General features: G+C 66.6%; 19 protein-coding genes. 12 read left to right on the top strand and 7 right to left on the bottom strand.

The genetic code is table 11. The features are described 5' to 3' along the window. Nucleotides 1–595, bottom strand: a 595-nt coding sequence (locus ACYQ1Z_RS13180) for a four-carbon acid sugar kinase family protein (RefSeq protein ID WP_459792978.1), incomplete at its 3' end; no start/stop codon positions are given. 170 nt (nt 596–765) lie between these two features. On the opposite strand from ACYQ1Z_RS13180, the gene ACYQ1Z_RS13175 reads away from it, so the two are divergent. Both ACYQ1Z_RS13175 and ACYQ1Z_RS13170 read left to right on the top strand, forming a co-directional pair. Further along, complete coding sequence (locus ACYQ1Z_RS13175; RefSeq protein WP_459792977.1) at nt 766–1470, top strand: FadR/GntR family transcriptional regulator; 705 nt, start codon at nt 766–768, stop codon at nt 1468–1470. Between the two features lie 133 nt (nt 1471–1603). Then, complete coding sequence (locus tag ACYQ1Z_RS13170; protein WP_459792976.1) at nt 1604–1816, top strand: dodecin; 213 nt, start codon at nt 1604–1606, stop codon at nt 1814–1816. 76 nt (nt 1817–1892) lie between these two features. On the opposite strand, the gene ACYQ1Z_RS13165 is transcribed toward ACYQ1Z_RS13170, so the two are convergent. Together ACYQ1Z_RS13165 and ACYQ1Z_RS13160 are read right to left on the bottom strand one after the other, a co-directional pair. Continuing rightward, the gene (locus ACYQ1Z_RS13165; protein ID WP_459792975.1) at nt 1893–2102 is read right to left on the bottom strand and encodes a hypothetical protein; all 210 of its coding nucleotides are present in this window, start codon (nt 2100–2102) and stop codon (nt 1893–1895) included. A gap of 138 nt (nt 2103–2240) precedes the next feature. Continuing rightward, nucleotides 2241–3134: a helix-turn-helix domain-containing protein gene (locus ACYQ1Z_RS13160; protein WP_459792974.1), complete on the bottom strand. Its 894-nt coding sequence runs from the start codon at nt 3132–3134 to the stop codon at nt 2241–2243. 204 nt (nt 3135–3338) lie between these two features. Between ACYQ1Z_RS13160 and ACYQ1Z_RS13155 the strand changes: the two genes are divergently transcribed. From ACYQ1Z_RS13155 to ACYQ1Z_RS13125, 7 genes are all read left to right on the top strand, one after another. Continuing rightward, nucleotides 3339–4160: an aldo/keto reductase gene (locus tag ACYQ1Z_RS13155; protein WP_459792973.1), complete on the top strand. Its 822-nt coding sequence runs from the start codon at nt 3339–3341 to the stop codon at nt 4158–4160. 57 nt (nt 4161–4217) lie between these two features. Then, complete coding sequence (locus tag ACYQ1Z_RS13150; protein WP_459792972.1) at nt 4218–5189, top strand: aldo/keto reductase; 972 nt, start codon at nt 4218–4220, stop codon at nt 5187–5189. Then, nucleotides 5183–6208: an SDR family oxidoreductase gene (locus ACYQ1Z_RS13145; RefSeq protein ID WP_459792971.1), complete on the top strand. Its 1026-nt coding sequence runs from the start codon at nt 5183–5185 to the stop codon at nt 6206–6208. Before ACYQ1Z_RS13150 ends, ACYQ1Z_RS13145 begins: the two co-directional genes overlap by 7 nt. 254 nt (nt 6209–6462) lie before the next feature. Further along, entirely contained in the window at nt 6463–7296 is an 834-nt protein-coding gene (locus tag ACYQ1Z_RS13140) for an aldo/keto reductase (protein ID WP_459792970.1), read from the top strand. A gap of 132 nt (nt 7297–7428) precedes the next feature. Then, complete coding sequence (locus ACYQ1Z_RS13135; RefSeq protein WP_459792969.1) at nt 7429–7695, top strand: GlsB/YeaQ/YmgE family stress response membrane protein; 267 nt, start codon at nt 7429–7431, stop codon at nt 7693–7695. A 127-nt stretch (nt 7696–7822) separates the two neighbouring features. Then, nucleotides 7823–8320, top strand: a complete 498-nt coding sequence (locus ACYQ1Z_RS13130; RefSeq protein WP_459792968.1) for a hypothetical protein — start codon at nt 7823–7825, stop codon at nt 8318–8320. Nucleotides 8321–8866: 546 nt separating this feature from the next. Further along, nucleotides 8867–10933, top strand: coding sequence for an HNH endonuclease signature motif containing protein (locus tag ACYQ1Z_RS13125; RefSeq protein ID WP_459792967.1), 2067 nt, complete (start codon nt 8867–8869; stop codon nt 10931–10933). Nucleotides 10934–11038: 105 nt separating this feature from the next. On the opposite strand, the gene ACYQ1Z_RS13120 is transcribed toward ACYQ1Z_RS13125, so the two are convergent. Beyond that, on the bottom strand, nt 11039–11878 hold the full coding sequence (locus ACYQ1Z_RS13120; RefSeq protein WP_459792966.1) for a putative protein N(5)-glutamine methyltransferase: 840 nt from the start codon (nt 11876–11878) through the stop codon (nt 11039–11041). 95 nt (nt 11879–11973) lie between these two features. Here ACYQ1Z_RS13120 and ACYQ1Z_RS13115 point away from each other — a divergent pair, with 95 nt between their 5' ends. Together ACYQ1Z_RS13115 and ACYQ1Z_RS13110 are read left to right on the top strand one after the other, a co-directional pair. Beyond that, nucleotides 11974–13023: a lactonase family protein gene (locus ACYQ1Z_RS13115; RefSeq protein ID WP_459792965.1), complete on the top strand. Its 1050-nt coding sequence runs from the start codon at nt 11974–11976 to the stop codon at nt 13021–13023. A 207-nt stretch (nt 13024–13230) separates the two neighbouring features. Further along, entirely contained in the window at nt 13231–16359 is a 3129-nt protein-coding gene (locus ACYQ1Z_RS13110) for an alpha-amylase family glycosyl hydrolase (RefSeq protein WP_459792964.1), read from the top strand. A gap of 85 nt (nt 16360–16444) precedes the next feature. On the opposite strand, the gene ACYQ1Z_RS13105 is transcribed toward ACYQ1Z_RS13110, so the two are convergent. From ACYQ1Z_RS13105 to ACYQ1Z_RS13095, 3 genes are all read right to left on the bottom strand, one after another. Continuing rightward, nucleotides 16445–17401, bottom strand: coding sequence for an SDR family oxidoreductase (locus tag ACYQ1Z_RS13105; protein ID WP_459792963.1), 957 nt, complete (start codon nt 17399–17401; stop codon nt 16445–16447). A gap of 20 nt (nt 17402–17421) precedes the next feature. Beyond that, nucleotides 17422–19698, bottom strand: coding sequence for a 4-alpha-glucanotransferase (malQ, locus tag ACYQ1Z_RS13100; protein ID WP_459792962.1), 2277 nt, complete (start codon nt 19696–19698; stop codon nt 17422–17424). 181 nt (nt 19699–19879) lie between these two features. Next, the gene (locus ACYQ1Z_RS13095) at nt 19880–20614 is read right to left on the bottom strand and encodes a GAF and ANTAR domain-containing protein (RefSeq protein ID WP_459792961.1); all 735 of its coding nucleotides are present in this window, start codon (nt 20612–20614) and stop codon (nt 19880–19882) included. Between the two features lie 184 nt (nt 20615–20798). On the opposite strand from ACYQ1Z_RS13095, the gene ACYQ1Z_RS13090 reads away from it, so the two are divergent. Continuing rightward, nucleotides 20799–21845: an aldo/keto reductase gene (locus ACYQ1Z_RS13090; RefSeq protein ID WP_459792960.1), complete on the top strand. Its 1047-nt coding sequence runs from the start codon at nt 20799–20801 to the stop codon at nt 21843–21845. Nucleotides 21846–21941: the final 96 nt, after the last annotated feature.

The raw sequence follows: 21941 nt of genomic DNA, 5'->3' as shown, positions 1-21941 counted from the left end.
AGTTGGCGAAGCCGAACGTGGCGTCCTTGGCAAACTCGGTGTCGGCGACCGGGGTGAGGGTGCCGGCGCCGTCCCCTGTGCCGCGCATGTAGTGGACGCCGCCGATGGTGAGGCGGCCGGCGTCGGGAAATGCCGGGACGATGACGACGCCATCGGTGGCTTCACCGGTTTCGGCGGCCACGGTGGCGGCGATGACGTCCGGTTCCAGCGGGAAGTGGCCGCGGAGGGTGGAGTCGCTGCGGCTGACGAAACCCAGCCGCAGGCCTGAACCGGCGCTGCCGCCGGAGGCGGCTAGGGCGTTACGGACCACTTCCTCGTTGCGGGCTGCCGCCTCGGCGGGGTCGAGGCTGCGGGTGTTGGTGAGGACGTACACGGCGGGCTTGGACTGGCTGAAAGCCCAGGCGAAATCCGCAACCTCCCACCTGGTGAGCACGGGCAAATCCGCAACGGACTGCGTTCCGGTGGGGTCGTCGTCGAGCACGACCAGAATGCGGGGAGTCTCCGCGTTGGACGCGGCAAGGGTGGTAGCTACCAGCGCGGCAGGGATCTGGACCTCCGCGGGGTACGCGGCCAGGACGTCTGCTTCAAGCGTCACAGTGCACTCCATTGTGTAGCGATCCAGGCTTCGGATCCGGTTTTTGATGATCTGTAAGATGTCTGACATCTTGCATTTGAATGCTAGTGTGGCACAGGACATAAAGACGCGCAAGTAGACTTGTCTGACATATCTTCCGGGCACGGGCTCCGGCGGGAAACGGGGGCAGTATGGCAAGGAAATCGCTGGTTGGCGTTGTGGCCGACGAGCTTCTGGACCGCATCATCGAGGGCGAGTTCCCGCCGGGGGCAACGGTTCCGGGCGAGCATGAACTCAGCGCCCGCCATGATGTCAGCCGCATGACGGTGCGCGAGGCGATGAAGACGCTCCAGGCGCAGCAGATCCTCAGCGTCGAGCGGGGCCGCGGCACCTTCGTGAACCCGCTGAGCCGCTGGACCTCACTGGAGGCGGTCCTCCGGGCAGCGTCGGAGGGCAAGAACGAAGCGGAAGCCTCCATCCAGCTCATCGAGCTGCGGCGCATGCTGGAAACGGGCGCCTGCGAACTGGCCGCAGGCCGCATCACCCAGGCCGACACCGACTCACTGTTCGCCTACATTTCAGCCATGGAAGCTGCCCACAAGGTCAATGACGTGGCCGCGTTCGTCGAGGCGGATTTAGCCTTCCATGACGTTATCCTCCGGGCTTCCGGAAACGTCTTTGTCTCCGTCCTGTTTGAGCCGCTGCACCGGGTCCTCGAAAAGCGCCGCACCGAAACGTCGGCGGTGCCGGAGATCCAGGAACACGCCATCGGGCACCACCAGAACATCGCGGAGGCGCTTCAGTCAGGAGACGCCGGCCGCTCCCGTCAAGCCATGGACGCCCACATGCAGCAGACCCTGGACGACCTGAAGAACCTGGTCCTGCCCGCCAAGTAGCCGCTCCCCATTCGGAGTGGGCGGGCTCAGCGCGGGGTGGCTTGTCGAAGAGGTCTGGCCAGCCCCGGTCCGTTCCTACTAGTCTTCAAGAACCGCCCGCAACCGGGAGCAACGACGACCACGAGGAGCGAACTTGTCCAACCACACGTACAGCATTTCTGAAATTGTCGGCACGTCGGACCAGGGTGTGGACGAAGCCGTCCGGAACGGCATCGCCAAGGCCTCCCAGACGCTGCGGAACCTCGACTGGTTCGAGGTAAAGGAAATCCGCGGCCACCTGGAGGAGGGCAAAATCGCGGACTGGCAGGTCACCATGAAGATCGGCTTCCGCCTCGAGGAACACTGAGCGTCGCATTCTTAACCAACAGAAAGGCCGTGAAACCCCCGTTTCACGGCCTTTCTGCTGTGCGGAAGCGACTGTGCTAGCTGATGCTGCCGGTGCGGCGCCGCCAGACTGTAGGAACGCCGTCGAACGTTGGGAAGACATGCCCTTCGAAGAAGGACAGCACAGTGTGCGGGTCATGGTCCGGGCTCCACAGGCCTGAGACGGGGCAGTGGGAACCGGTGGCGGTGGAAGCAGGGCCGCCGGCGGGACCTGCCTGGCGTTCCTTCAAAAGGGCGATGCGTTTCATCGTTGAGACCATCCTTTGTGGGCGGGAAGCTTTGTTCCTCCAGCCTATGAACGGCGCCACACCGGTCCAATGGGCGGCTGGCCAGAATCACCGCGCCGGTCTGGACAAATGTACAGCCCACGGCACCGCCGGACCTGCTCAACCCTTCTCTACACCCGCAGGGACGTCCGCGGCCAGCCCTTCCGCCGTTCGCGCGGGCGCGGCACCAAGGTTCAGCAGCGCCAGGGCGTCCGACGACGGCGACCCGGGCCGGGCGGAATAGACCCGGAGCGTCTGGTCGGGGTCGTCCGGGAGGGCCAAAGTTTCAAAGTTCAGTTCCAGGTCCCCCACCGCGGGATGGTGCAGGCGGACGGTGCCGGCAGACCGCGTGGCCACCCGGTGCCCCGCCCACCATTGGCGGAAGTGTTCACTGTTCACCGCGAGCTCGCCCACCAGTTGGTTGGCCTGCGGGTCGTTCGGATGCCTGCCCACATCAAGCCGCAAAGCGCCGGCAGCCTCCGCAGCCACGGTCTTCCAGTCACGGAACAGGTTCCTGGCTGCCGGGTCCAGGATCAGCCAGCGGGTGAGGTTCCGTTCCGCTGCGGGCAGCGCCGGGAAATCGGCGAACAGCAGCCAAGCCATCCGGTTTCCGGCCAAAACGTCGCTGCGGCGGCCCAGCAGCAGGGCCGGGACCTCCCCCACCGCTTCCAGGAGGTGGCACAGTGCCGGCCGGACGCCCTGCGGTGCCTGGCCCGTGCCGCGGGGATTTCCTGCACAGTGTTCCAGCAGGTCCATCATGTGCGCATGCTCGGTGGCATCCAGGCGGAGGGCCCGCGAGACGGCCTCGAGCACCGTACGGGAGGGGTGGATATTGCGGCCCTGCTCCAGCCGCACATAGTAGTCGGTGCTCACCCCTGCCAGCCGGGCCACCTCCTCACGCCGGAGGCCGGGCACCCGGCGTGCCCCGGTGGTGGGACCCGTGCCGGCGTCCTCCGGGCTCAGCCGGGACCGCATGGCTTTAAGGAATTTTCCGAACTCGGCGCTTTGACCCATGCAGACTATTGTGCCCATGTATGGGTCACCGCTTCTACAACGAAGGTAGGACTGGCAGTCCTAGGAAAAACAGAGTCAGCTTTTCCTGCTGACGTGGCGCCCAAAAATGTTTAGGCTCAAGAGTGAGCCAGCGGAAACCGCTTTCTCCGCGTCGAGCAACCGGCACCCATCGCAGCAAAGCACAGCACCACGCAAGGAGCACCCATGTCAGAGCTGACACTGAACAACGGCGTCACCATTCCCCAGCTTGGCTTCGGCGTTTTCCAGGTCCCACCGGAAGACACCCAGCGGATCGTCGAGGACGCCCTCGAGGCCGGCTACCGCCACATTGACACGGCGGCCGCCTACCAGAATGAAGCGGGGGTGGGCGCGGCCATCGCGGCTACCGGCATTCCGCGCGAAGACCTCTTCATCACCACCAAGCTCCGGAACGGAGAGCAGGGTCGCGCCCAGGAAGCGTTTCAGAACAGCCGCAAAGCGCTCGGCCTCGACTTCATCGACCTGTACCTGATCCACTGGCCGGTCCCATCGCAGGGGCTTTATGTCCAGGCCTGGAAGGAGATGGAGCGTCTCTATGAGAACAACCAGATCCGCGCCATCGGTGTCTCCAACTTCCTGGCCGACCACGTGGATACCCTGCTGGAATCCAGTGAAATCGTCCCCGCCGTCAACCAGATCGAGCTTCACCCCAGCTATCAGCAGGCGGACCTGGCCGCCAAGTGCCGGGGACTTGGAATCGAGGTGGAGGCCTACAGCCCGCTGGGGCGCGGGGCGGACCTGAACGGCAACGCCGTGACCAGCATCGCCAGCGCCCACAATGCGACCACCGCCCAGGTGGTCCTCGCCTGGCACCTGGCCCAGGGAAATATAGTGATCCCCAAGTCCGTGGACCCGCAACGGATCCGCGAGAACTTCGCCGCGTCGTCGCTCACCCTCACTGGAGACGAGCTCGCCGCCGTGACCGCACTGGAATCCGGTGCGCGCCTGGGGTCCGACCCCGCCGTCGCGTCCTTCACCCAGATGTAGGCTCCGGCAGGCCCACCCGCCGGAACCGCAGGCTCAACCACGAAAAGGAACTCCACCATGCAGTACACGCACCTGGGCCGTTCCGGCCTGAAGGTTTCCAGGCTCTGCCTGGGAACCATGAACTTCGGCCCGCAGACCGAAGAGGCCGACGCGCACGACATCATGGATTCGGCCCATGAAAACGGCATCAACTTCTTCGACACCGCCAACGTCTACGGCGGCGCCGGCCACCGCGGCTGGACCGAAGAGATCATCGGCCGCTGGTTCGCCAAAGGGGGCGAGCGCCGGGAGCACACGGTCCTGGCCACCAAGCTCTACGGCACCATGACAGACCGCCCCAACGAGTCGAAGCTCTCCGCGCTCAACATCCGCCGCGCGCTGGACGCAAGCCTCAAACGCCTGCAGACGGACTACATCGACGTCTACCAGTTCCACCACGTCGACCGGGACACCCCGTGGGACGAGATCTGGCAGGCCATTGAAGTGGCGGTCCAGCAGGGCAAGATCCTCTACTCGGGCAGCAGCAACTTCGCCGGCTGGCACATCGCCCAGGCCCAGGAAGCGGCCCGGCGCCGAAACTACACGGGGCTGGTCAGCGAGCAGTCCATCTACAACCTGTTCATGCGCCAGGTGGAACTCGAAGTGATTCCGGCCGCGCAGCAGTACGGCCTCGGGCTCATCCCCTGGTCCCCGCTCCAGGGCGGGCTTCTGGGCGGGGTGCTCAAGAAGGAGCGCGACGGCGTCCGCCGCACCGAAGGCCGGGCGGCCGAAACGCTCAAGAAGCACGAGGACAAGATCCGGCAGTACGAGGATTTTGCGGACGAGCTGGGCCATGAGCCCGGTGACGTCGCCCTTGCCTGGCTGCTGCACCAGCCGGCCGTCACGGCACCCATCGTTGGCCCGCGGACGCAGGGACAGCTCGACGCCGCCATCCGCGCCTTGGACGTCACCCTTGACGCTGACGCCCTCAAGCGGCTGGATGACATCTTCCCGGGCCACAAGACGGCGCCGGAAGACTACGCGTGGTAACCCCACTTCCCGCAGCCGATACGGTGGCGCCGCGAAGCATCCTCTTCATCGGTGGCACCGGGGTCATCAGCGCGGCGGCCGCGGAACGCGCCGTCGCGCTGGGCCACCGGCTGACCATCCTCAACCGGGGCCGGTCCACAAGGCCGGTCCCGGACGGGGCTGAGGTCCTGCACGCGGACGTCCGCGACCCGTCCGCCGTCCGCGAGGCCCTGGGCAACCGCGGGTTCGACGCCGTCGCGGACTTCATCTCCTATACCCCGGACCAGGCGCAGGCTGCCGTAGAGCTGTTCCGGGACCGGACCGGGCAGTACGTGTTCATCAGCTCCGCCTCGGCATACCAGAAGCCGCCCGTCCGCCTCCCCATCCTGGAGTCGACTCCACTGAAGAACCCGTTCTGGCAGTACTCGCGGGACAAGATCGCCTGCGAGGAGTTGCTGTTCCGTGCCTACCGGGATGAGGACTTCCCGGTCACCGTGGTGCGGCCGTCCCACACCTACGACCGCACCAAGATCGCGATGTTGGGCGGCTGGACGGATATTCACCGGATGCGCGCCGGACTTCCCGTCATGGTCCATGGTGACGGAACATCCCTGTGGACGCTTACCCACAGCCGGGACTTCGCCAAGGCCTTCGTCGGGCTTCTGGGCCGGCCGCAGGCTGTGGGCGAGAGCTACACCATCACGTCGGACGAATACCTGCCCTGGAACCAGATCTACGGCCTGTTTGCCCGGGCTGCCGGAGTGCCGGAGCCGGAGCTGGTCCACGTGGCCTCCGAAACCATCGCCGGGCACAGCCCGGAACTGGGTGCCAACCTGCTCGGCGACCGGTCGCATTCAGTAGTGTTCGACAACACCAAGATCAAATCCCTGGTCCCCGACTACAGGGCCACCATCCCTTTCGCCGACGGCGCCCGGGAAATCGTGCAGTGGCACGACGCCCACCCGGAGCTTCAGCAAGTGGACCAAAGCTACATGCAGCTCTCGGACAAGCTCACCGGCTGGGCGCGCAGCGGAATCTGACCGCTCTCAAACCACCAGGCTGCAGCCGGCCCGACAGCCTGCCGCCCCTCGAAATCGCTGGAATGGTGCGGGGACGCTGATCCTAATCAGCGTCCCCGCACCATTCCAGCGTCCCCGGCAAGACCCCGGCTTCTACACAAAAAGGCCCGGACCAGGTTTCCGACACCGCACGCATGGTCCTCAAATACAGCGCGGAGAATATTCTGCAGGCTTTTTGAGGGCTAGGACCGCCGCCTACGGGGGAGACTGATGGAATGACACTTGCACCGCTACTCAAAATGAATGACGGACACTCCATCCCGCAGGTGGGTCTTGGCACCTGGCCGCTGGACGACGACCAGGCCGCGACCGCCGTCGTGCAGGCCTTGGAAGCCGGCTACCGGCACATTGACACAGCAGTGAAGTACGGCAACGAGCAGGGCGTGGGCAATGGCATCCGGGCCAGTGGCATGGCGCGCGGTGAACTCTTCATTACCACCAAGCTGGACGGCCAGTTCCAAGGCAATGACCGCGCGGTCGAAGGCCTCGAAGGCTCCCTCCGGCGCCTGGGACTCGACTACGTGGACCTGCTGCTGATCCACTGGCCCCTGCCGGCACGGGACGAGTACGTCTCCACGTGGAAGACGTTTGAGCGGCTGCAGGCTGAAGGGAAAGTGCGGTCCATCGGTGTGTCCAACTTCAAACCGGCGCACTTGGAACGGCTTATGGCGGAAACGGATGTTGTTCCTGCCGTCAACCAGATCCAGCTGACCCCGGCCGTCACCCGGGGCGCGGAGCGTGAGTTCCATCAGAAACATGGCATCATCACCGAGTCCTACAGCCCCCTGGGCGGATCCGGGGCTGGCCTCCTGGACGCCCCCATCCTGTCCCAACTGGCTGAAAAGCATGGCAAAACGCCCGGCCAACTGGTCCTTCGATGGCACATCCAGCAGGGGCTTGTAACAATTCCAAAAACGGCCAATCCGGACCGGATGAGGGAGAACCTGGACATCTTCGATTTCGCCCTGGATCCGCAGGATCTCGCGGAATTGGCTATCCTCGACGAGGGGCCGGGAGCGGGCAACGATTCCGACGTAACGGGGCACTGAAACGCCCTGAAAAGCCCTTTCTCCACACTCCGGGGTTGGCAAACAGATAGTAAGCATGATTACTATTGGGTCAGAAGGAGAAAGCGCCTCTGGAATCCGGAGGCCTCCTTTACTTAGGAAGAGGAGCGAAAAATGGGATTTATTGCATTTCTGATTCTCGGACTTATCGCTGGTGCGATCGCTAAGGCGATCCTTCCGGGCAGGCAGGGCGGCGGCTGGCTCGTCACCCTGGTCCTCGGCGTCGTAGGAGCACTCCTCGGTGGATGGATCGGCGGAATGATCTTCGGCAGCGGACTGCAGGAGTTCTTCTCGCTGCAGACATGGCTGCTGGCGATCGGCGGCGCACTGATCGTGCTCGTAATTTACGGCATGGTCACCAAGCGCGGCGTGCGCGGCTAACACAGCCCGCAAGCCAGGAAACCGGCCTGGGGGCACAAAACCCCGGGCCGGTTTTCGTTTCCCGGCATAACGGCTTACGCCGTCCACCGGAACACAAAAAATTCTTCTCACGACGCAGGAGTCCATCGTGAAAAACAAGCTTCTTTTGGGTGTTGGAATCGCCGCTGGATACGTCCTCGGGTCACGGTCCGGCCGTGCGGCCTACGACAAGCTGAAGGCCCGGGCTGCAGGTATCTGGGACAGCAAGCCCGTTCAGGACAAAGTGGCCGTTGCCACCGGAGCCGTCAAGGAAAAGGCACCTGAGGTCGCCGACCAGCTGACCGAAGCCGCACGCCGGGCAGGCACCGTCCTCGGCTCCGCGATGCACCGGGAAGGAACGTCCGGCTCGTCCGGCGACGGAAAGCCGGAGCCGTCCGACGGCGCAACCTCCACAGGCGCCCCCGGCACCGCCGCGACGGGCGGCTTTGGCACGATCGGGACGACCGGCACCTCCGGAAACCTCGGCACGACCGGGACTACGGGTACGGCCGGCGACCTCGGCGAGGACCACATCCCCGCGCACAGCACACACCCGGAGACGACCAACCTGGGCACCACCTCCGGCGACGGGAATTCCAAAGGCTAGACAACAGGACCCAGACGGTTCATGACGCCGGAAGCTTCTTGACACCGGGTTCTGTAATTCCATGTGCTACAACTGAAACGCACTGCCGGCCGACGCGATCCTTGGGGGACGCGGCGGCCGGCATCGCTTTATCCGCTGCTACCCTTTATCCGCTGGCGCCCCGTGCGCCATGGAGTACGCCTCCGCGCTACGCGTCCGGCCACAATTTTGGGTCGTAGCCGTTAAGCCCGGGGACCCTGCGCGGCTGCTCCGCCGAATCGGCGGTGTCCTGCCCAGTTTGGCCGCTGTCCGCGGTTCCTTGTGACTCCTGTGGCTCTTCCTTGTTTGACCTGCGGCCCGTTTTCCTGCCAGCCATGTGTTTCCCCCTACCAAAGCTGCATTGGCCCACCTCAGGACCGTTACGCCAACCCTAGTTCCGGGCTTTCAGCCCTTACGCAGAGCCTCATCAAGATCCGGGCAATTTTTGCGCCCCGTCTATCCTGTGGGTTTTCCACATAGGGGTTTTGGGTTGGGTGTTTTGTCGGTGGTGGGTGGAAGAGTTGACCCATGGAGGCCATTGGGGATCAGCTTGCGGAGTTCGGCGGTTTCGCCGGTGTGTTTCCGCGGGCGCCCCGGCGGGGTGGCCGCCGGTACTATGCGTTCGACGACGGCACGTCCCGCGGGTTTCCGGCCCGCCTTCACCCCGTCCCTGCCAGCGCCCCTGCCAGCACTCCGGCCGCTGAACCGGGCACGGTCATGGGAATCGAACCGTGCGGCGCCGAGATGGCAGCCCTGGCCGGGAACGAACCGGGCGGCGCGGAAATACCAGCCCTGGCCGGAAACGAACCGGGCGGCGCCGAGATGCCGGCCCTGACCGGAAACGAACCGGGGATTCCGGCCCTGGCGGGGACCGGCGTGATGGATTTCGCCGGGGTCAGCGGCCTGGTAGCGGCGTTTGCCGCCGCGACGCCGGAGGTGCTGGCGTCAGCCGATTACCTTGAAGCGGCCAATTTCGCCGGGCAGGTCGAACAGATCGCCCGGTCCGTGGAGTACCTGCAGGTCCTCGCCGCCGGCGCCGTGGACCGAACCCGCGCCCGCGCGATCACCGATGCAGCAGCAACCCGTGCCAGCGCCCGGGCCTCCGGCGCTGGCACCCCGGGCGCCCGATCCTCCGGCGGCTGGGTCACCGGCTGGACCGCGGACGGCGTCGAAACCCTCAACCGGCCCCCGGCGCCGCCCGAAACAGACGCCAACTGGCCCGCACCCACCAGCCCTACCCCGGAGCGGCCGGCAGTGATTTCCCCAGCCGATGACGGCTGCCGCACCACCGCCGAGTTCCTCCGGCTCCGGCTCCGCATTCCGGTCCGCGAAGCCACCCGCCGCCTGAACCTCGCCCACCAGACACTGCCCGGCACCACCCTCACCGGCGAACCCACCCCACCCACACGGGAACACCTCGCCACCGCCCTCACCCCCACCACCGGCGACAGCACCAACGGCAGCATCCCTGCACTGCCATCAGCGCCGGCGGTGTCCTCCTACGCGGCCACCATCATCGCCGCCACCCTCGACCGGCTCCGCCACCACACCACCGCCGAAACCCTGGACCTGATCGAACACCAACTCACCACCACCGCCACCACCGCAGACCCGGACTTCCTCACCCGCGTCGCCCGCCGCTGGGCCGACACCATCAACGCCGACGGCACCGAACCCACCGAAGAAGCCCTCCGCCACACCCAAGGCGCCTTCATCCGCAAACCCCGCCACGGCCTCCACCACCTCGAAATCTTCGCCACCACCGCCCAATACGAACACCTCGCCACCGCCATGAACGCCGCCACCAACCCCCGCACCAGCGGCAACACGGCCAACCACACCAGCAACAACCCCGCCCACGACACCGGCAACGTGACAGACGGACACGGCAACGACCCTGACCTGGACCGGCGCACCCGGCCTCAACGACAACTCGACGGGATCCTCTCCGCCCTCACAGCAGGCCTGACCACCAACCAACTCCCCACCACCGGCGGCAACCGCCCCCAAATCATCGCCACCATCAACTACCAGGACCTCTTCCCCCACACCGCACCCGCAGCCGGCCCCCACGCACCGCACCCGGAACCCGACACCACGCACGAACCCGCCCCTCGGCCCGGCCACCCAAACCGCGCAGGGTCAGGGACAGGCACAGGAACATTCGCGTTCACCGGACCCGTCGCCGCCGCCACGCTGCGCAAGCTCGCCTGCGACGCCGACATCATCCCCGCCGTCCTCGGCACCAACGGCCAAATCCTCGACCTTGGCCGCAAAACCAGACTCTTCACTACCGCCCAACGCCTCGCCCTCACCGCCCGCGACCAAGGCTGCGCCTTCCCCAACTGCACCGCCCCCGCACCCTGGTGCGAAGCACACCACATCACCTACTGGTCACACGGCGGAGACACCAGCGTCGACAACGGCGTCCTGCTCTGCAGCCACCACCATCACCTCGTCCACAAAGAACAATGGACCATTACCGTCCAGCACGGCATCCCAACCTTCATCCCGCCGCCGCACATCGACCCCACCCAAAAACCCCAACAAAACCACTACTACAAACCCCCACCACCGCCACATCCCCGCGAATAAGGCATTGCGGACATACCGCCTTCCGGGCGTGGGCATGCACCGTCGCCAGGGCTGGACCCGGGGCCGCGCCGGGCAACAATCGCGTGACGGCTTCGCTGCCTGTATCTATCGTGCGGTCCCGATCACCACGGTGCCGTCCACCTCGTCGGAGTGCACTGTGCGGACGGAGAAACCGGCGTCGGCGAGGATCGACGCGGTACCGGCTGCCTGCCGTTCGCTGGTTTCGATGAGGACATGGCCGGACGTGCCAAGCCACTCGCTCGCGGCCGCCGCCACGCGGCGGTGCACGTCCAATCCGTCCGAACCACCGTCCAGGGAAAGATGTGGTTCGTGGAGACGGGCTTCAGGCGGCATGGCGCTGATGGCGGCGGTGGGGACATATGGGGCGTTGACGGCCAGCACCTGCACCCTGCCCAGAAGCGAAATGGGCAAGGCACGAAAAAGGTCGCCCTGGTGCACCATCCCACCCAGAGGCCTGATATTCCGCCGGGCACACGCCACGGCCGACGGGTCGATATCCGCGGCATGCAGTTCCACTCTTGGAAGTTCAGCTCCCGGAAACGCATGAAGCAAGGCAGCGCCCACCGCTCCGGAACCACAGCAGAGGTCCACGGCAACTGGCGGCTGGGAACACTCGAGGGCTGCCAGGACCGCCGCGGCCGCGTCGACCAGAAGCTGCGTACGGCGCCGGGGCACAAATACCCCGGGATCCACCTCGATCCGCAGGCCGGCGAATTCGGCCCAACCCACAATGTGCTCAAGCGGGACACCCGCGGCCCGGCGATCCACGTTGCGTGCCAGCTCGGCCGGACTGGCAGCATCATCCAGGAGAAGTTTTGCCTCGTCTTCGGCGAAGACGCAGCCGGCTTTGCGCAGCACAGCAACGACGGCGGCGAGCGTCAGGTCCGCCGGATCCGTCCGGTCAACAGGATTGAGGGGTGGCATGGGAACCCCACCTCCCTCGGCTGCGGCTGGAAATTCCATGCTAGCGGAGGCCGGGTCGGAGCCGCAGGGACCGATTCTGTTGGCAGGATGGACTCATGACCTCCTCCACGACTGACGCGATCATCTGGACCGGCACCTACACTCCGGATGGCGGCGGCCGGGCCGAGGGCATCGGCGCTCTCCGCGCGCACGAAGATGGCAGCCTCGACTGGCATGGTACCGCGGCCAAGGCGCAGTCGCCGTCGTTTCTTGCCGTCCACCCGACCTTGCCCGTGGTCTACGCCGCAGCCGAGCAGCGCAAGATGGTGCAGGCCTACCGCCGTGCCGGGACCTTCGGCCTGGAGCCGTACGGCGATCCGCAACCAGCGGGTGAGGCAACCTGCCACGTGGCCGTCGACCCGCTGGGCCGCTTCGTTACCGCTGCCTGCTGGGGTGACGGCCAAGTAATTCTCTACGGCCTGGATTCCGACGGCGGCCTGACAGGGCGGTTTCCCGCACCTCCGTCCGTGGACCCGCACGCAAGCCTCTCGCCGGGAGAGCGCAGGCAAAGCCGGGCGCATGCGAGCCTGATGCTCCGCGACGGCCGCGTCATGACCACTGATCTGGGCCACGACACAATCCGTGTCTGGAATTATTTACCGGGGACAGGCCTCGCGGCAGACCATGAGGTGGCCCTGCCGTTCGACAGCGGCCCACGCCACCTGCTGCAGCACTCCACCGGCAACGTGTTTGTGGTCTCCGAGTACTCCGTGGAGGTGTTCATCCTACGGCCGGAGGCGGGGACCTTCGAACTGGTATTCCGTGGCCCGGCGACCTCCGGTGGCAGCCAGCCCGGTGACTCCGCCGCCGAGATCTGCCTGGGCCCACAAGGCAATTACGCGTATGTCGGTGTCCGGGGCTCCAACATCATCAGCACCCTCGAAGTGGGAGGCGGCGGCACGGAACTCCTGCCCGTCCAGGACACGCCGAGCGGCGGCAACTGGCCACGCCACCACCTGGTGCGGGACACCTGGCTCCACGTGGCCCACGAACGCTCGGACAATGTTGCCACGTTCGCCCTGGACCCCGTTTCAGGCCTGCCCGGCCGGCAGGTCCATGACGTGAAGACCCCCTCGCCCACTGCCCTTGTCCCCGCAGGCGGATAGCTGCCGGAGGCGACCGGCCCGACTAAGGCGCTGGCCCCGCCCGGGAATGGAGTTTTCCTAACCGCTGGAGTTATCCAGTGCAAGCGCTTACAGTGTGAGGTGGTTCACAGGGCAGCAAGCTGCCTGTCGAATCGGCACCCATGCCGCAGAACCTTGCCGATGGCAAGCCTGTACAGCAGCGCCGCTCACCAGGAAAGGTCTCACGCCTTGATAGTCCGCACCCCCGGCGCGTCCCCGCGCGCACATCTTCCATCACCAGGAACATCACCCTTCGTCAACGACACCCCGCCCGGAGCCCGGATCCGCTCCGCCTGCCGACGTTCAGGAGCGGCACTGCTCGCAGCCGCCGTCGCCGTGTCCGCAGCGGTGCTCCCGGCACAGGCCGCGCCCGGGAAGGAGAAGCCGAACACTCCGGGCGCAGCCGCCCATTCCCTCCGGGCGCCGGTCACGGATGAGAACTTCTACTTTGTCATGGCGGACCGGTTCAGCAACTTCAGCGAGGCGAACGACCAGGGCGGACTGGGTTCCGACCCCATGGTGTCCGGATTCGACCCCACAAAGAAGGGCTTTTACAACGGCGGCGACCTCGCCGGCCTGCTGGACAAGATCGACTACATCCAGGGCCTGGGGACCACGTCCATCTGGCTCACCCCCAGCTTCAAGAACAAGGCCGTCCAGCCGGAAGACAAGTCAGCGGGCTACCACGGCTACTGGATCACGGACTTCACCCAGATCGATCCCCACCTGGGCACCAACGCCGAGCTGAAGGCCCTCATCGATGCGGCGCACGCGCGCGGTATGAAGGTGTACTTCGACATCATCACCAACCACACTGCGGACGTCATCGGGTACGGCGAGAAGAATGAGCGAAAGGGCTACGTCTCCAAGGACGCTGTCCCGTACAAGATGGCCAGCGGCGCTGAGTTCGATGACCGTGACTACGCCGGGACGGGCACGTTCCCGGAACTGGATGCCGCCTCTTCCTTCCCCTACGTTCCGTTCCTCGAATCCGGCGAAGAGGACCTCAAAGTCCCGGCCTGGCTGAACGACCCCACCCTGTACCACAACCGTGGTGACACCACCTTCGTCGGCGAGGACGCCTACTACGGCGACTTCTTTGGCCTGGACGACCTTTTCACCGAGCACCCCAGGGTGGTGGAGGGCATGAAGGACATCTACAAGACCTGGATCCGCGAGTTTGGCGTGGACGGGTTCCGCATCGACACAATGAAGCACGTCAACAACGAGTTCTGGCAGGAATTCGGCCCGGATGTCCTCAGCTACGCCAAGGAACAGGGCAAGGACGAGTTCTTTATGTTCGGCGAGGTCTTTGACACCACAAAGAGCTTCACCTCGCAGTTCACCACCCGTAACCAGATGCAGGCGGTGCTGGACTTCCCATTCCAGGCCGCCGCCCGCGATTTCGCCTCCAAGGGCCAGGACACCCGGAACCTGGAGACGTTCTTCGCCGGTGATGACTGGTACACCGACGCCGATTCGAACGTCTACCAGCTGCCCACCTTCCTGGGCAACCACGACATGGGCCGGATCGGCAGCTTCATCGTGGAGGACAACCCGGGAGCCAAGGACGAGGAACAGGTGGCCCGTGACCGGCTGGCGCACGAACTGATGTATTTCTCCCGCGGCAACCCGGTGGTCTACTACGGTGACGAGCAGGGTTTCACGGGAAATCCCGGAGGTGACCAGAACGCCCGGCAGACCCTGTTCGCCAGCGAAGTGACGGACTACCTCGACGACGACCTGCTGGGCACCGACGCCACCCACGCCGAAGACAACTTCAACACGAGCCATCCGCTGTACACCAAGATCAGCGAGCTCGCTGCCCTGACGAAGGAGCACCCGGCCCTGCGCGACGGCGCCCACCAGAACCGCTACGCCTCCGAGGGCGCCGGCATCTACGCCTTCTCCCGGACGGACGCCGAAGACCAGCGCGAGTATGTCGTTGCGCTGAACAACAGCGAGCAGCCGCAGACGGCGGAAATCCAGACCTACATCGCCAAGCGCAACTACACCAAGGTCTACGGAGACGCAGCAGCTGAAGCGAAAACCTCCGCGGAAGGCAAGCTGACCGTTACAGTCCCGCCGCTGTCTGCCGTGGTGTACGAGTCCTCCGGCCGGATTCCGCACTCCAAGGCCGCCCCCGCCGTCGTCCTGAACCAACCCATGCCCGCCACCGGTGACAACGGGCGCCTGCAGGTGACGGCCGACGTCGACGGCTCCTCGTTCTATGAGGTCACCTTCGAGGCGAAGCAGGCAGGCGGGGAATGGCAGCCCATCGGCACGGATGACACCGCCCCGTACCGGGTGTTCCACGACGTGGCGGCCCTGGACGCCGGAACTTCCGTGGAGTACCGCGCCACTGTGCTGGACAACGGCGGCCATACCGCCACCAGCCAACAGCGCACGGCCAGCGTTCCCGCACCCGTCCTCACCCTGGACAAGCCCGCCGAGGGCAGCAGCGCCAAGGGTTCCGTGCAGTTGAGCGCGACAGCGGATCCGGAAAAAGCAACGCACGTGGTCTCCTTTGAACGGAGCGTCAACGGCGGCGCCTGGACGGCGGCTGGCTCCGACAATTCCTCCCCCGTGTACTCAGCCACGGACGATATCTCAGGACTGGCAGACGGCACCAAGGTGGCGTACCGGGCGTCGATGGCCGGGCCGGGCTTCAGCGTGTCCAGCGGCACCCGGACCATCACGGTCGGCGATGCACCGCAGCCCAAGTCCGTGACCGTGGCCGGGTCCCTGAATGTCCCCATGGGCTGTGCCGAATGGTCGCCGGGCTGCCAGCAGGCCATGATGAAGCTGGACCCGGTGGACAAGATCTGGCGCCTGACCGTGAACCTGCCAGCCGGAAAGTACGAGTACAAGGCAGCACTCAACGGGGGCTGGGATGAGAACTACGGCAAGGACGGCCAGTTCAACGGGCAGAATATCGTCCTGGACCACCCCGGCGGGCCGGTGACGTTCCGCTATGACAACAGCACCCACCTGATCACTGCGGTGTACGCCTCGCAGCAGCCCGGTGCTGTGTCCGCGCCGGGCAGCATGAACACGGCCATGGGCTGCGCGGCAGTCTGGGATCCGGCCTGCGACCAGGCCCAGCTCACCCTGGACCCCGCGGACCTGGTGTGGAAGTTGTCCGTCGCCGACCTCCCGGCCGGCACCTACGAGTTCAAGGCCGCCCTCAACCGGAACTGGAACGTCAGCTACGGCGCGGGCGGCGCCAGTCCGGGCGCCAACATCGTGCTGGAGCACGACGGCGGCCCGGTCACCTTCCGCTACGACCACGCCACCCACGTGATCACGGCGGGCTGACCCCGCCTGACCGTCAAGGCTGGGGCTCACCTTGCGGGGTGGGCCCCAGTCCCATGTGCAGCAGAATCGCCGTATCCGGTAGAACCTATTCCCGCACCTGGTGCCCCAAGAGTCCAACGAGCCGCCGGATGGCGTCCTCGGCTGTGGGCGGGGCGCCAAACACCTCGCGCTGCCGGGTGGTGTCGGCCACGTAGCGGCCGGTCTGGAACCAGGCGATCATGGCGACGAGGTCCTTCACCATCGGGTTAAAACGCCCCAGGACCAGGCCGGCGGCCCGCAGGACGGGCATGGGAACCGAGCGCACCCGGATGGGTCCTCCCGTGAGACGGCCGGCTATCTCCGCCACCTCGCCCATGCCGAGCGGCCGGTCCCAGCCGATGTCGATCCGCTGGCCTTCCACCCCGGGGGCGTCCACGGCGTCGGCGAGGTAGCCGGCCAGGTCGGGGGTCAGCACAAACGTTGTCGGGACCCGCGGCGAGCCCATCCACATCAGCTTGCGCTTGGCAATGGGATCGCCGCCGAACCGGGTGACCTGGTCGAGGAACGCTCCGGGCCGCAGCGCCACGAACGGCACACCCAGGTCCTGGAGCCGGTCCTCCATGAGTTTCTTATGCCAGAAGTGCGGGACGCCCGGGGTCTGGTCGCAGGTGAGGATGCTGGTCAGCACGAACCTCCGCACTCCTGCCCGGCTTGCCGCCTCGGCCAGGTTGAAGTTGCCCCTGGTATCGATCTCCGGGGTGTCCCCCTTGCGGTGGCGGGTGTAGCCTGCCGCCGATGTGATGACCGCGTCCACCCCTGCCATCGCCCGGTCCAGCGACTCCGGGTCCATCATGTCGCCGCGGGCAATGTCCACGCCGGCCGCCTCCAGCCGGGACGCGTCGGAACCGGGCCGGACCAGGGCGTGCACCTGTTTACCCCGGTCCAGCAACGCCGTCACCACTTGGGCGCCCAGCATTCCCGTACCGCCAACCACCAGCACGGGGCCGCGCCCGCCGGGTTCCCCTGCCGGTCCAGTGGGCTCAGGGCGAGGTACATCAGTCATGGCACCCTCCTTAGGGTCATTCAGCCGTGCAGGGCCTCCTCCACCGCCGCGAGCAGGGCGTTGAACCGCGCATTGGCGGGAAGGTCGTCGAGGAACACGGGGGTGCCGTCGGGGCCGCCCAGCGGAACCTGCCAGTTCGGGTACAACGCCTCCGTGGTTCCGGGCTGGTTCTGGACCCGCCGCTCACCTACGGCGTCCACCAGCGCGACGCCGAGCAGCACCGACGGTGTCAGGGTGAGCAGCAGGTGCAGCGCCTCGATGGTCTGCTCCTCGGAAACGGCGGGGCCGCCCTCGGGCAGGTAGCCGCGCTCGCGCAGCAGTGCGAACATCTTCTCCAGCGACGCGTCGTGCCCGGCGCGTTCCTCCGCTTCGGACCGTTCAAGCAGGCCAAGGCGGCTCCGCAACGCCACATGGTCGCCGGCGAGGTACCCGGCCGTCGGCGGCAGGTCGTGGGTGTTGACGCTGGCCAGGGCCTGCGTGCGGTACTTTTCGGGCGCAAGGGGCGCGTCGCCGTCGTACTCGAACCACAGGATGGACGTGCCCATGATGCCGCGGGCCGCAAGGTAGTCGCGCACCCACGGCTCGAAGGTGCCGAGGTCCTCGCCGATGACCACGGCCCCGGCCCGGTGCGCCTCCAGCGCGAGGATGCCGATCAGTGCCTCATGGTCGTAGCGGACGTAGGCACCGTCGCCGGGCGCGTTGCCCACGGGGATCCACCAGAGCCGGAACAGCCCAAGGATGTGGTCCACGCGGATGCCCCCGGCGTGCCGCAGGACTGTTGCCAGCATGTTCCGGAACGGCGCGTACCCGGCCTCGGCGAGGCGGGCCGGGTGCCACGGCGGCTGGCCCCAGTCCTGGCCCTGCTGGTTGTACATGTCCGGCGGCGCGCCCACGCTGGTGCCCGGGGTGAGGACACCGCGGAGTGTCCAGGCGTCGGCGCTGCTGTGGTCCACGCCGACCGCGAGGTCATGGACCACGCCCAGCCGCATCCCCGAGCGCAGCGCCGCCTGCTGGGCACTTTCCAGTTGCTCGTCGCAGATCCACTGCAGCCACCGGTGGAAGCCGATCCGGTCGGCAAGCTTGTCCCGCAAGGCCTCGGCCTCCGGGGTGCCCAGCGAACAATCGGGGTCCGCCCACAGCGGATCATCCGGTGCGAGGTCCTCGCGGATGGCGGACCACAGGGCAAAGTCGTCAAGGCCGGAACCGGAAATCCGGCAGAACTCGTCGAAGGCGGCCTGCCGGGCCGGCGACCGGCGGGCGTGGTAGAGCAGTTCCAGCGCCTGCAGCTTGGCGGCGTATGCCGCGTTCCGGTCCAGCCGTTCGCCGTCCCTGTTCAGGCCGGCCACTTCTTCCCGCAGCTTTTCCACTGCTGCCCGCTTGCGGGGCTTGAGGTAGGCCAGTTCCGGGATGGCTTCGATCCGGATGTACAACGGGTTGAAGAACCGGCGAGTGGACGGTGAATAGGGTGACGGCTGGACCGGCGGGACAGGTTCGGCGGCATGCAGCGGGTTGACAAGGATGTAGTCCGCGCCCCTGGCACCGCTTATTGCCGCGAGGTCCGCGAGGTCCGCGAAGTCGCCGATGCCCCACGACCGCTTGGACCGCACGGAATAGAGCTGGGTGGCCAGGCCCCAGCCGCGACGCCGTTCAAGGTCCTTGGCGGTGTCCAGCCTGGCGGGTGTCACTACCAGGGTGGCGGTGGCCGTGGTGCCCTCCGACTCGGCGTTCAGGGTGTGCCAGCCCAGCGGCAGGTCCTGCGGCAAAGCGAACGTGGCACGCCCGACAGGGGTCCCGTCCACCACGCGCGGCTCCACCCAAAGATCCTGCTGGACGGCTTCCCGGGACCCCGTTCCCCCTTCAAGCGTGATGGTCAGGGTTGCGGTTGCCCCGTCGCGCACGTGCACGGGGACCTGGGCGGGCTCGTTTTGCTGGATGACGACGGCGGGAGGCAGCATCCGCCGCCACGGCGCCAGGTCGGCTTCCGCCAGGGCCGCCTCGATGTGCTGGTTGGTGTCCGCTTTCACGCCCAGGGCTGCAAGGACTTTGATGAGTGTTTCCCCGGCAACAGTGTGTGGCAGCCCGTCCCAGCCCTGGAAGGAGGTGCCGACACCGTGGGCGTCGGCGAGACGCTGCAGCAGGTGCGGGTCCACGTCCGGGCGGGCTGTCCCGGCCGCAGCCGCACCGGCAGCCCCGCCGGGAGCAACACCGGCGGAAGCCGCGCCTGCCGTTCCAGGTGTCTCCGGTTGGCCGGCCGGCCTCCCTGGCCGTGCTGCCTGCTGCTGGTCTGAAGCCGTCATGCGTGTCCGCCTCGTCTGGTGGGGCCCGAACTTACAGTGCTGCCTGTTGTACCGGGCGTTTGCACCCCCGCGCACAACCGTGGGTTCAGATTATTGCAGGGTGCCGTGGAGACGAAATGCGGCCGCCGTCACAGTGGCACTACGCCGTGCAGCTGCCGGCCGGGAGGGCCGGGCAGGACGCTCAGGGTTCGAAGTGGGTGCTGACCGAACTGCCGTTCACCCTGGCCAGGACTTCGGCCGCCACGTCGCGCAGCTTCTGGTTCCGGTGGCTGGAGGCCTTGGTCAGCAGGGCTATGGCGTCATCCTGGGAGCACCGGTTCTGCGCCATGATCACGCCGCAGGCAAGGTCGATGGTGGTGCGGTTCTGCATGGCTGCGGAGAGGTCGTCGGCGAGGTTCTGGGCGTCGGCGATCCGCAAGGCCAGCCGCAACGCCCGGCCCGCCAGGTGCGCGAAAGCTTCGGCCCTGCCAATCACGTGTTCGGAAAACACGCCGGGCTGGTCCGCGAAAAAGTTCAGCGCGGCGGACTGGTGCTCGTCGAGTTCCAAGGGGACGCCCAGGACGCTGCGGCAGTTGTTGTCCGCGAGGATCTTCCGGTACTCCGGCCAGCGGGGGTCGTTGTCCACGTCCGCCAGGACGACCGGCCTCATCGTCTCCAGGGAGGCCAGGCATGGCCCCTCCCCCAGGACCTGCTCCAGCCTGTCCAACTCCCGTGCACGCTCGCTGCTGCCGGCCACGGTGGCGCTGCGTTTGCGCCGCCTCAGGGTCACGCCGCATTCCATGTGCGTCCCCGCGGACTCGCTCAGCGCGGTGGCAGCCACTATGGACAGTTCGGTGAGGAAGCCGCTCACGTTCGTGCTTCCGATGATCAGGTCGTGCAGCTTGAGGAACTGCTCATCGTTGGTCGGGGTGGCCATGACTCAAAATATATGCGAGAAGTCCCGGTGGGCGCGCGCCACAAAACGTCATTCCCGCCCCCACGGTTACCCTTTGCGTCGAAAAGAGAAGGAGTAAGGCGGCATTCTTCAGGCCACCGGCGGAACTATGTAGCCTCATGACAATCGAAGGCATACAAGCCAAGGCCAGTGGGAGGAAACCGGAATGAGCCTCAGCGAACTGCGGGTGTTCGGGCGGTCGGGGACTCCCATCAGTCCGCTCACTTTGGGCACCATGAACTTTGGTGAAGGAATGGGCGGCCCCTCCGGGGCGCCCACCGGTGCAGAGGAAAGCATCCGCACCATCCATGCCGCCCTGGATGCCGGGATCACTGCCGTCGACACCGCTGATGTCTATTCGCAGGGCGAGTCCGAGCAGGTAGTGGGACGGGCTCTGCGCGGGCGCCGCGACGACGTCTTCCTCGCCACCAAGTTCCACGGGCAGATGAGCGCCAATCCGGCGCATTCAGGCAACTCCCGCCGCTGGATCACCCAGGCCGTGGAGGGCAGCCTCCGCCGGCTGCAGACTGACCGGATCGACCTCTACCAGGCACACCGGCCGGACTACAACACCGACGTCCTGGAAACCATCACCACGCTCAACGACCTGATCCGGCAGGGCAAGATCCTCTACTACGGCACGTCTGTGTTCACGCCGGCGCAGCTGGTGGAGGCGCAGTGGCTGGCCACAACCAACCACCTCATTCCGCCGCTGGGCAACCAGGTGCCGTACTCCATGCTGGTGCGGGGCAACGAGCGGGACGTTTTCCCCATCGCCCAGCAGTACGGCCTCGGTGTCCTGGCCTACGGGCCACTGGCGGGCGGCTGGCTTTCCGGCGACTTCACGCTTGAGGCGAGCAAGGCGCCCACACGCGTGCATTCGCTTCCGGGCCGGTACGACATCTCCGGCCCCTCCAGCGAGCGCAAGCTCCACGCTGCCGACGCCCTGGCCCGGCTCGCGGACAAGCTGGAACTGCCGCTGGTGGACCTCGCCGTCGGATTTGCCCTGAGCCACCCGGCGATCAGCAGCGTCATCATCGGCCCGCGCAACGAGGAGCACCTGCACGCCTACCTGCGCGCCGCGGACGTCCTGCTCGGCGAGGACGTACTGGACGCCATCGACGAGCTGGTGCCGCCGGGCACGAACTTCGTGGAGCGGGACGCGGGCGCCATCGTGCCGTCCATTGAGTTCGCGGAACTACGACGGCGGTAGCCGGCTTCCCGCGCGTCCCCTGCAGGGAGCTGGCCTGCCCGGAGCCGGCAGCCGCGTCCTGCCCACGTGCGCGGCAGGCGAGGCCCTTGACTGCGC

Source organism: Arthrobacter sp. AD-310, from assembly GCF_054656615.1.
This window is presented reverse-complemented; position numbering and strand designations above follow the sequence as displayed.

Coding starts and splice junctions, on each gene's coding strand:
- ACYQ1Z_RS13175 (WP_459792977.1), top strand. CDS start 766: ATGGCAAGGAAATCGCTGGTTGGCGTTGTGGCCGACGAGCTTCTGGAC.
- ACYQ1Z_RS13165 (WP_459792975.1), bottom strand. CDS start 2,102: ATGAAACGCATCGCCCTTTTGAAGGAACGCCAGGCAGGTCCCGCCGGC.
- ACYQ1Z_RS13160 (WP_459792974.1), bottom strand. CDS start 3,134: ATGGGTCAAAGCGCCGAGTTCGGAAAATTCCTTAAAGCCATGCGGTCC.
- ACYQ1Z_RS13155 (WP_459792973.1), top strand. CDS start 3,339: ATGTCAGAGCTGACACTGAACAACGGCGTCACCATTCCCCAGCTTGGC.
- ACYQ1Z_RS13150 (WP_459792972.1), top strand. CDS start 4,218: ATGCAGTACACGCACCTGGGCCGTTCCGGCCTGAAGGTTTCCAGGCTC.
- ACYQ1Z_RS13140 (WP_459792970.1), top strand. CDS start 6,463: ATGACACTTGCACCGCTACTCAAAATGAATGACGGACACTCCATCCCG.
- ACYQ1Z_RS13135 (WP_459792969.1), top strand. CDS start 7,429: ATGGGATTTATTGCATTTCTGATTCTCGGACTTATCGCTGGTGCGATC.
- ACYQ1Z_RS13125 (WP_459792967.1), top strand. CDS start 8,867: ATGGAGGCCATTGGGGATCAGCTTGCGGAGTTCGGCGGTTTCGCCGGT.
- ACYQ1Z_RS13120 (WP_459792966.1), bottom strand. CDS start 11,878: ATGCCACCCCTCAATCCTGTTGACCGGACGGATCCGGCGGACCTGACG.
- ACYQ1Z_RS13115 (WP_459792965.1), top strand. CDS start 11,974: ATGACCTCCTCCACGACTGACGCGATCATCTGGACCGGCACCTACACT.
- ACYQ1Z_RS13105 (WP_459792963.1), bottom strand. CDS start 17,401: ATGACTGATGTACCTCGCCCTGAGCCCACTGGACCGGCAGGGGAACCC.
- malQ (WP_459792962.1), bottom strand. CDS start 19,698: ATGACGGCTTCAGACCAGCAGCAGGCAGCACGGCCAGGGAGGCCGGCC.
- ACYQ1Z_RS13095 (WP_459792961.1), bottom strand. CDS start 20,614: ATGGCCACCCCGACCAACGATGAGCAGTTCCTCAAGCTGCACGACCTG.
- ACYQ1Z_RS13090 (WP_459792960.1), top strand. CDS start 20,799: ATGAGCCTCAGCGAACTGCGGGTGTTCGGGCGGTCGGGGACTCCCATC.